Annotated in this window: 10 protein-coding genes; all 10 read left to right on the plus strand. The window is 64.9% G+C overall.

From position 1 onward, the window contains the following. A partial coding sequence (dnaN, locus tag AC04L7_RS05995) for a DNA polymerase III subunit beta (protein ID WP_475512684.1) occupies nucleotides 1-667 on the plus strand: 667 nt, incomplete at its 5' end. Between the two features lie 203 nt (nucleotides 668-870). Then, the gene (gene recF, locus AC04L7_RS06000; RefSeq protein WP_475512685.1) at nucleotides 871-1,977 is read left to right on the plus strand and encodes a DNA replication/repair protein RecF; all 1,107 of its coding nucleotides are present in this window, start codon (nucleotides 871-873) and stop codon (nucleotides 1,975-1,977) included. Between the two features lie 111 nt (nucleotides 1,978-2,088). Then, entirely contained in the window at nucleotides 2,089-4,554 is a 2,466-nt protein-coding gene (gene gyrB, locus AC04L7_RS06005; protein WP_435995786.1) for a DNA topoisomerase (ATP-hydrolyzing) subunit B, read from the plus strand. Nucleotides 4,555-4,564: 10 nt separating this feature from the next. After that, nucleotides 4,565-5,401 (plus strand): CPBP family intramembrane glutamic endopeptidase, encoded by an 837-nt coding sequence (locus AC04L7_RS06010; protein WP_435995788.1) that lies wholly within the window; start codon nucleotides 4,565-4,567, stop codon nucleotides 5,399-5,401. 70 nt (nucleotides 5,402-5,471) lie between these two features. Beyond that, nucleotides 5,472-6,278 carry a M48 family metallopeptidase gene (locus AC04L7_RS06015; protein ID WP_299344706.1) on the plus strand — a complete coding sequence of 269 codons (807 nt, stop codon included), beginning with the start codon at nucleotides 5,472-5,474 and terminating at the stop codon, nucleotides 6,276-6,278. A gap of 134 nt (nucleotides 6,279-6,412) precedes the next feature. Continuing rightward, nucleotides 6,413-7,603, plus strand: coding sequence for a heme biosynthesis protein HemY (locus tag AC04L7_RS06020; protein WP_435995790.1), 1,191 nt, complete (start codon nucleotides 6,413-6,415; stop codon nucleotides 7,601-7,603). Between the two features lie 158 nt (nucleotides 7,604-7,761). Next, a complete protein-coding gene (locus AC04L7_RS06025; RefSeq protein ID WP_475512686.1) occupies nucleotides 7,762-8,436 on the plus strand; it encodes an energy transducer TonB in 675 nt (224 codons plus the stop codon). Between the two features lie 77 nt (nucleotides 8,437-8,513). Continuing rightward, nucleotides 8,514-9,263, plus strand: coding sequence for a TonB-system energizer ExbB (exbB, locus tag AC04L7_RS06030; protein WP_296278708.1), 750 nt, complete (start codon nucleotides 8,514-8,516; stop codon nucleotides 9,261-9,263). A gap of 46 nt (nucleotides 9,264-9,309) precedes the next feature. Further along, nucleotides 9,310-9,738: an ExbD/TolR family protein gene (locus AC04L7_RS06035; RefSeq protein ID WP_296278707.1), complete on the plus strand. Its 429-nt coding sequence runs from the start codon at nucleotides 9,310-9,312 to the stop codon at nucleotides 9,736-9,738. Nucleotides 9,739-9,741: 3 nt separating this feature from the next. Continuing rightward, on the plus strand, nucleotides 9,742-9,979 hold a 238-nt coding region (locus AC04L7_RS06040; protein WP_475512687.1), incomplete at its 3' end, for an ExbD/TolR family protein.

The raw sequence follows: 9,979 nt of genomic DNA on the forward strand, positions 1-9,979 counted from the left end.
GGCCCAACAGGACGTGCGCTATTACCTCAACGGCCTGCTGTTCGACCTCAGCGAGCGCACGCTGCGTTGCGTCGCCACCGATGGTCACCGCTTGGCGATGTGCGAGTCGCAGCTGGACGGCGCGCCGGTCGGCAAGCGCCAGATCATCGTGCCGCGCAAGGGCGTGACCGAGCTGCAGCGGCTTCTGGAAGGCGGTGACCGCGCGCTGGAGCTCGAGGTCGGACGCAGTCATATCCGCGTGAAGCGCGACGATGTCACCTTCACCTCGAAGCTGATCGACGGCCGCTTCCCCGACTATGCGGCGGTGATTCCGATCGGCGCGGACCGCGAAGTGCTGCTGGACCGCGAAGTGCTGCGGGCCGCCCTGCAGCGCGCCGCGATCCTGTCCAACGAGAAATACCGCGGTGTGCGGGTCGAGGTATCGCCCGGCCAGCTGAAGATCAGCGCGCACAATCCCGAACAGGAAGAAGCCCAGGAAGAGATCGAGGCGGATACGAAGGTCGATGGCCTGGCTATCGGCTTCAATGTGAATTACCTGCTGGACGCGCTGTCGGCATTGCGCGATGAGCATGTGGTCCTGCAGCTTAGGGACGCCAACTCCTCTGCGCTCGTCCGTGAGGCGAGCAGCGAAAAGTCCCGCCACGTGGTCATGCCGTTGCGTCTCTGACACCTCTTGTTTCACGTGGAACATCAATCGCCCGACCCCCGTGTCGGGCGATCTCGTTTCAGGAGGCCTTCGGCCGAGGCCTGTCGCTAGCCGCGGCGGGTTCGCGGGCTACAATTCGGCATGCCTCCTAGCCTCTCCCCGCCCTCGTCGTTGTCAGATTCGTGCGAGCACTCCGAGGCATCCACTGCGCGTGCGGACCCGTCGTGCAGGTAACGCGACTGGAGGCCAGTGGCCTGCGGCGGTTCCAGCGGGTCTCGTTGGCCCCCGAGGCTGGCATCAACCTCATCACGGGCGACAACGGTGCCGGCAAGACCAGTTTGCTGGAAGCGCTGCATCTGATGGCATACGGACGCAGCTTCAGGGGGCGTGTACGGGACGGTCTGGTCCGTACTGGATCCGATGCGGTCGAGGTCTTCGTCGAGTGGCGGGAAGCCAGCCAAGGGCGCCAACGCCGAGCGGGCCTGCGCCATAGCGGGCAGACATGGACGGGCCGGTTGGACGGAGAGACCGTTACCCAGTTGGGTGATCTCTGTGCGGCCTTGGCGGTCGTGAGTTTTGAGCCGGGAAGCCATGCCCTCGTCACAGGGGGCGGGGAGCCCAGGCGCCGCTTCATGGATTGGGGGCTGTTCCACGTGGAACAGGGGCGCGAGGGGGGCTTTCTTCCCCTCTGGCGGCGCTATGCACGTGCCCTGAAACAACGGAACAGCCTGCTCAAGGCGGGAAGCGGCGGTGGACAGCTCGACGCGTGGGACCACGAGCTGGCCGAGGCGGGCGAGCCCCTGACCCGACACCGTCAGGGATATCTGGATGCGCTCCAGGATGATCTGTCGTCCGTCGTGGGCGAACTGGCGCCGTCACTGGGAAACGCGTCGCTGCACTTCCTGCCCGGATGGCGCCGGCATGAGCTGTCTCTGGCGGACGCACTGCTGCTCGCCCGGGAGCGGGATMGTGCGGCCGGCTATACGACCGTGGGTCCGCACCGTGCGGACTGGCGGATCGACTACAGCGCGCTGCCCCAGCGCGAGACGCTGTCCCGGGGCCAAGCCAAGTTGACCGCCCTGTCCTGCCTGCTGGCACAGGCACAGGATTTCGCCCGTCGACGCGGTGAGTGGCCCGTCATCGCGCTGGACGATCTTGCGTCCGAACTGGACCGGCACCACCAGCGTCGAATTCTGGCGCGTCTGCTCGCCAGCAGTGCCCAGGTCTTCATTACCGGTACCGAACCGCCGGTCGGGCTTGTCGAAAGCGATGTGGCACCTGCTCTGTTCCACGTGGAACAAGGGGGCGTGGAGCGCCTCATCACCCCTTGAACCGGGTCTAAGTACGCACCAGTGCTATAATTCCGCATTGATCCCCTGGCCTGCGCAGGGCGCCTACCGACCCGGTGGCGCCTGCCCCGCCATGCAGCCGACACGAAGCGAATGACCGACGAAACGACCTCTTCTGCACCGAACGGCAATACGTACGACGCCAACAGCATTACCGCGCTGGAGGGCCTGGAAGCGGTCCGCAAGCGCCCCGGCATGTACATCGGCGATGTRCACGACGGCACCGGCCTGCACCACATGGTGTTCGAAGTGGTCGACAACTCCATCGACGAGGCGTTGGCCGGCCACGCGGACCATGTCGCGGTGACGATCCACGAAGACGGGTCGGTCTCGGTCTCCGACAACGGACGCGGCATCCCGGTAGGCCAGCATGCGCAGATGAGCGCMAAGCTCGGTCGCGAGGTGTCCGCCGCTGAAGTCGTCATGACGGTGCTCCATGCGGGCGGCAAGTTCGACGACAACAGCTACAAAGTGTCCGGCGGCCTGCACGGCGTGGGCGTCAGCGTGGTCAACGCCCTGTCCGAGAAACTGCAGCTGGACATCTTCCAGGGCGGCTTCCACTATCGTCAGGAATACAGCAACGGCGCCGCGCTGGTCCCGCTGACCCAGGTCGAAAGCACGAGCAAGCGCGGCACCACGCTCCGCTTCTGGCCGTCGGTAACGGCCTTCCACGGCAACGTCGAATTCCACTACGACATCCTGGCCCGCCGTCTGCGCGAGCTGTCGTTCCTGAATTCCGGCGTGAAGATCGTGCTGGTCGACGAGCGGGGCGAAGGCCGTCGCGACGATTTCCACTACGAAGGCGGTATCCGCAGCTTCGTGGAGCACCTCGCCCACCTCAAGACACCGCTGCATCCGAACGTGATCTCGGTCAGTGGCGAGCAGAATGGCATCACGGTGGAAGTCGCACTGCAGTGGACCGACGCCTACCAGGAAACGATGTTCTGCTTCACCAACAACATCCCGCAGAAGGATGGCGGTACCCACCTGATCGGCTTCCGTGCCGCGCTGACGCGCACGCTGACGAACTACATCGAACAGAGCGGCATCGCCAAGCAGGCGAAGGTGAACCTGTCCGGCGACGACATGCGCGAAGGCATGATCGCCGTGTTGTCGGTGAAGGTGCCGGATCCGAGTTTCTCCTCGCAAACCAAGGAAAAACTCGTCAGTTCCGACGTCAGGCCGGTCGTTGAGAGCACGTTCGGTGCACGTTTGGAGGAGTTCCTGCAGGAGCACCCCAACGAGGCCCGCGCAATCGCCGGCAAGATCGTCGACGCCGCCCGCGCCCGCGAGGCCGCCCGCAAGGCGCGCGACCTGACCCGCCGCAAGGGTGCACTGGATATCGCCGGCCTGCCCGGCAAGCTGGCCGACTGCCAGGAGAAGGATCCGGCGCTGTCCGAGCTCTTCATCGTCGAGGGTGACTCGGCAGGCGGTTCCGCCAAGCAGGGTCGCAACCGCAAGAACCAAGCGGTGCTGCCGCTGCGCGGCAAGATACTCAACGTGGAACGCGCGCGCTTCGACCGCATGCTCGCCAGTGCCGAAGTCGGGACGCTGATCACCGCGCTCGGCACCGGCATCGGCAAGGACGAGTACAACCCGGACAAGCTGCGCTACCACCGCATCATCATCATGACCGACGCCGACGTCGACGGTTCGCACATCCGCACGCTGCTGCTCACGTTCTTCTACCGGCAGATGCCGGAGCTCATCGAGCGCGGCCATGTCTACATCGGCCTGCCGCCGCTGTACAAGCTSAAGCAGGGCAAGCAGGAGCTCTACCTGAAGGACGACGCGGCGCTGAACGTCTACCTGGCGAACAATGCGGTGGAAGGCGCATCGCTGATTCCGGCGAACGGCGAGCCGCCCATTTCCGGCGAGGCGCTTGAGAAACTGCTGCTCGTCTTCAGCACCGCGCGTGACGCGATTGCGCGCAACGCGCACCGCTATGATCCGGTGCTGCTGGAGTCGCTGATCGACTTCACGCCGCTCGATGCCGAACACCTGCAGCAGAACATCGACGAGCGGCATGAACTGGCCGCGCTGGAAGCCAAGCTCAACCGTGGCAGCATCGGCAGTGCGCGTTATGCACTGACGCTGCAGCCGGCGAACGAACAGCGCCCTGCTGCCCTGCTGTCCACCCGTCGCCACATGGGTGAGGAACTGGTGCAGGTGCTGTCGCTGTCGGCGTTCGAGAGCGGCGAACTGCGTCCGCTGCGCGAAGCCGCCGCACTGCTGCATGGCCTGGTCCGCGATGGCGCGCAAGTCGTGCGCGGCAACAAGGCGCAGCCGGTGGCGACGTTCGCCGAGGCGCAGGCGTGGTTGCTCGAAGAGGCCAAGAAGGGTCGCAGCATCCAGCGCTTCAAGGGCCTGGGTGAAATGAACCCCGAGCAGCTGTGGGACACCACGGTCAATCCCGAAACGCGTCGCCTGTTGCAGGTGCGGATCGAAGATGCGGTCGCCGCCGACCAGATCTTCAGCACGCTGATGGGGGATGTCGTCGAGCCGCGGCGCGAGTTCATCGAAGACAACGCGCTGAAGGTCGCCAACCTCGACGTCTGACGCTGCACGGATGAGCGACGTGCCCTCYCCGTCCGGCGCGCTGGATGCGACGCGGTCCACACTGCCGCTGCGCAGCGTGCTGCCCGCGTTCGCCATCGATGTGGCGCTCGCTATCGCGCTGTCGTTCTCGACGCTGATGCTGGGCCTGTTCGGCTGGGCGGCGTGGCGAGGCATCCGGCTCGCGCAGCAAGCCGGGGGCACGCCCGATGCACAGGCACTGCAGGCGCAAATCGGAACGCCTCCGGTCCTGTTCCTGATCGTCATGACGCTCGTCAGCACCGGCGGCACGGCCCTGGTGCTCTACCTGTGGCGACGCCGGGCCACGCGGGCCGAACGCCGCGTGTCGTTGGACCGCCTGCGTAACGCCCGCACGTGGATCTGGGCGCTTGTCGCCGGCTTGGCCACATTCCTCTTCAGTACGCTGATGAGTGCGGCGGGCCGCCTGTGGCTGGGTCTGGACCTCGAACCGAGCAACCTGGACCTGATCAAGGACGGCTTCGCACGCTACCCGCTGTTCCTTGCGTTGTTCGCAGTCGTCCTGGCACCGCTCTACGAAGAACTGCTGTTCCGGCGCGTCCTGTTTGGAAGGCTGTGGCAGGCCGGATGGCCCATGCTGGGTCTGGTGCTCAGCAGCCTGGTGTTTGCCCTGGTCCACGAATTGCCCGGCCTCAACGGCAAGCCGGCGGGCAGCACGCTGTTCCTGATCGCGGTGTACGCCGGTATGGGCGGCATCTTCGCCTGGGTGTATCGCCGCACGGGGACGCTATGGGCGCCCATCGCTGCCCACATCCTGAACAATGCGATAGCGCTGGCTGTCTTGCAGGTGTACGGCGACGCATCCGTCTAATGTGATTGACAAAAGTTTAAGACGGGCTTGCCCAGACTCTGGTCGCACGCAATATCGCAGGGGGGCGAGCATGAAATGCCAGATTCTCGGAACCGCCATGGTGCTGGGCCTTGCCGCCTGCGCTACCACGACGTCGCCGACGGGACGCACCCAGATGGTCGGCGGTGTTTCCCAGGCCCAATTGGACCAGCTGGGCGCACAGGCCTTCGCCGAGACCAAGGCGAAGGAGACCCTCAACCGTGATGCACGCCAGAACGCCTACGTCACTTGCGTGGTGAACGCCCTCGTCCGCCAGCTGCCACCGGAGCAGCGCGGCGTTGCGTGGGAGACTGCGGTCTTCACCGACAGCGAGCCGAATGCGTTCGCCCTGCCGGGCGGAAAGGTCGGCGTGAATACCGGGATCTTCACCGTCGCCAGGAACCAGGACCAGCTTGCTGCCGTGCTGGGACATGAAATCGGCCATGTGATCGCACGACACCATGAAGAACGCATCACGCGGCAGATGGGCGCGCAGGCGGGTCTGGGTGTGCTCGGCGCGCTGGCCGGCGCTCGCTACGGTGAGGGTGCCGCCAGTACGGTGAACCAGCTCGGCGGCATGACCGCGCAGGCGGCGTTCCTGCTGCCCGGTTCCCGAACACAGGAAAGCGAGGCCGACGTCGTCGGCCAGCGTCTGATGGCGCAGGCCGGCTTCGATCCGCGCCAAGCGGTAGGCCTGTGGCAGAACATGATGGCCGCCAGCGGAGGACGCTCGCCGCAATGGCTGTCGACCCACCCCGACCCCGCCAACCGCATCCGCGAGCTCGAGCGCGATGCCCCTTCCCTCGTGCCCACGTACGAGGCGGCCAGGAAGGCCGGAAACGCGCCGAAATGCGGCTGACACACGCGCCGGTATTGCTGCGCAGCAGCACGTGAAACAGTATCCGCCTTCGCTTGGTTTCTGTTAGTTTTGCCGGCCCCGCACGCAGAGGGGACGGGTGAACCGCCTTCTGCTTGTCCCCACGAGGTTTAGACATGAAGCACCGCACGCCCCAGAAGACTCTCCTCAGCCTGATGTTGCTGGCCGCCTTTGGTGGCGCCGTCGTTGCCGACGCCGTGGCGTATGACGCCCGCTCCGCAGAACGCAGTGGACGCAAGAACAGCGCCAAGCCGGAAGTGCGTTATCCGGACGCGACCCGCGAGGAGCCCAAGGCCAAGGGTTCGAGCAAGGCCCAGGGCAAGCTCAGCAAGCTGTTCAAGGCCTATGAAAAGGAAGACAACGACACCGAGACGCTGACCCTCGCGAAGGATCTGCTGGCCGAGCCCAATGCCAACGACTACGACAAGGCGATGGCCGCGCAGCTTGGCGCGCAGGCTGCCTACAACCTCGACGACATGGCGACCGCGAAGCAGTTGCTGCGGCAGGCCGTCGATCTCAACGCACTGGACAACAACGGTCATTACCAGTCCATGATGATGCTGGCCCAGCTGCAGTTGCAGGATGACGAGTTCGAGCCGGGCATGGCCAACCTCGATCGCTACCTGACCGAGACTAAGTCGTCGCGTCCGGAAGACCTCATCATGAAGGGCCAGGCGCTCTACCAGACGGAAAAGTTCGCCGAAGCCATTCCGGTGCTGGAAAAGGCCATCGCCGCCACTCCGGAGCCGAAGGACAGCTGGTACAGCCTGCTGTTGGCGTCTTATAACGAAGCGGGCCAGCTGGAGAAAGCCGTCAAGCTGGCCGAGCAGCAGGCAGCCAAGAACCCGACCGACAAGAAGTCGCAGATGAACCTGGTCGCGACCTACCAGCAGGCCGACCAGTTCGACAAGGCCGCCGCGATCCTGGAAAAGCTGCGCGCTGCCGGCCAGCTGACGGACGAGAAGGAATACCGCCAGCTGTACATCACCTACGCCAATATGGACGGCAAGGAGAAGGACGTGATCTCCGTCGTCAACGAGGGCCTGCAGAAGGGTCTGTTGAAGCAGGATTACCAGACGTATCTTGCGTTGGCACAGGCGTACTACTACTCCGAACAGGTCCCCCAGGCCATCGAGGCGTGGCAGAAGGCCGCCCCGCTTGCGAAGGATGGCGAGACCTACCTCAACCTGGCCCGCGTGCTCTGGCAGGAAGGCCGCATCCCCGAAGCCAAGACCGCTGCGCAGGCGGCCTTGAACAAGGGACTGAAGAAGCCGGAAGACGCGAAGAAGATCCTCGCGCTTAAGTGACGTGATCCAGTGACACCGTAGGCCAAAAATCCGTACGGATAATGGCAACCGGGCGTCGGATTGGTATAAGCTGGGGATTCCGCCGCGCAAAACGGCCGGCGGAATCCAGAATCAACGAGGCGCCCCGGTGCCCGTATCAACCTTGAGTTAATTGGCGCATGGCTGAACAACTGGTCATCAACAGGTACCGGGAACAGGAAGAGGACAACAGCCTCAACTGGCCGCGTATCATCGGTATTGCCTTTGTGATCGCATTGCACGCAGCCGCGCTGCTGGCCTTGCTGATCCCGGCCGTCGCCCCGCCGGCGGAGAAGGAGCAGGAACGTCGCACCTCGGTGGTGATCGTCGACGCCCCGCCTCCCCCGCCGCCGCCGCCGCCGCCGCCGCCGAAGCAGGACACGCCGCCGCCGCCGGTCAAGAACCTCGCGCCGCCCAAGACCACACCGCTGCCTCCCCCGCCGRAAGCACCGCCCGTGGACATCGCCGAACCGCGTCCGACCGACATCGTCAGCCCGCCGTCGCCGCCCGCACCGCCGTCGCCGACGCCGGACATCGGCGCCAGCGTCGACATCTCGTCCAAGAACATGAATCCGCCCCGCTACCCGCCGGCCGCTGCGCGCTCGGGTATCGAAGGCACGGTCATCCTGATCATCGACGTGGACGCGAACGGCAACGTCACCAATGTGTCGGTGGAAAAGTCCAGCCGCAACCGCGATCTCGATCGTGCTGCCATGGAAGCCGCACGCAAATGGCGCTTCAACGCGTCCGTCGTCAATGGCCAGAAGGCCGCAGGCCGCGTCCGCGTGCCCGTGGACTTCAACATGGGCGGCTGATGCCGCCAGGCATCGACAGATTCCAACGCAAGAAACCCGCACCACCCTCAATCAACACTTAAATAAAGGTAAGCGTCATGCTGCAGGAAACCCTTTTCGCCGCCGCCGCCGGGGGCAACAACGCCGCGAATGCCCTGTCGCAGATGGGCTTCGAGCACATGATCAGCGAGATGGTCAGTAAGCCCGGCGAGTTCATCGTCTCCTGGGTCGTGCTGCTCACCCTGGTGATCATGTCGGCCATGTCCTGGTACTGGACGGTCATCAACGTGCTCCGCAGCACCCGCCTGAAGGGCCAGGCTGACCGCGTGACCAGCGCCTTCTGGGAAACCCCGAATGCGCAGGACGCCATCCGCCTGATGGAAGAGCAGCCGAAGAACGAGCCGTTCTCCAAGATCGCCCTCGACGCCGCCCAGGCCGCTGCGCACCACCAGCGTTCGGAAGGTTCGGGCGAGACCCTGAGCCGCTCGGAGTTCGTGGACCGCGCCCTGCGCCAGGCCGTGACCCGCGAGAGCACCAACCTGCAGGGCGGCATGACGCTGCTCGCCACCGTCGGTGCGACCGCGCCGTTCGTGGGTCTGCTGGGTACGGTGTGGGGCATCTATGGCGCCCTGATCCGCATCGGTGCGACCGGCCAGGCCTCGATCGACGCCGTTGCCGGCCCGGTGGGTGAAGCGCTGATCATGACCGCCATCGGTCTGTTCGTCGCCATCCCGGCCGTGTTCGCCTACAACTTCTTCAGCAAGACGAACGCGGCCGTCATCGCCAAGTTCGATACGTTCGCGCACGACCTGCACGACTTCTTCGCCACCGGCTCGCGCGTTCGCTGAGCCGGCGGTACAAGCAGTCAACGCAACGTTCTAGACGGAGCCCGTCATGGCTTTCAGTAGTGGTAATAGCGGTGGCCCGATGGCCGAGATCAACGTCACGCCCCTCGTGGACGTGATGTTGGTGCTGCTTATCATCTTCATCATCACGGCGCCGTTGATGTCGCACAAGGTGAAGATCGAGCTGCCCGAAGCGAACCTCGTCCAGAATCCGGACGAAAAGACCGCCCCCAAGACCCCGCCGATCACCATTTCCGTCAAGGACAATGGCGACCTGTTCTGGGGCGACGAGCCGGTCAGCAAGGAAATCCTGGAATCGCGCCTGTCGAGCGTGGCCCAGTTGCAGCCGCAGCCGAAGCTCAACCTGCGTGGCGACAAGACGACCAAGATGGGCACCATCGCGGAAGTCACCAAGATCGCGCAAGGCCAGGGCATGCTCGATATCGGCTACGTGGCCACGAAAGAGAAGGGGCAGTAAGCCATGGCATTCAGCAGTGGTGGTAGCAAGGGCCCCATGGCCGACATCAACGTCACGCCCCTGGTGGACGTGATGCTGGTGCTCCTGATCATCTTCATCGTGACCGCACCGATCATGACGTACCCGATCGAGGTGGCCCTGCCGCAGCGTGTGATCAACCCGCCGCCGCAGGTACGCGAGCCGCCGCCGCCGATCGACCTGCGCATCGAGTCGGACAACACGGTGTACTGGAACAACAGCC

Source organism: Pseudoxanthomonas sp. LjRoot204_2, assembly GCF_056175765.1.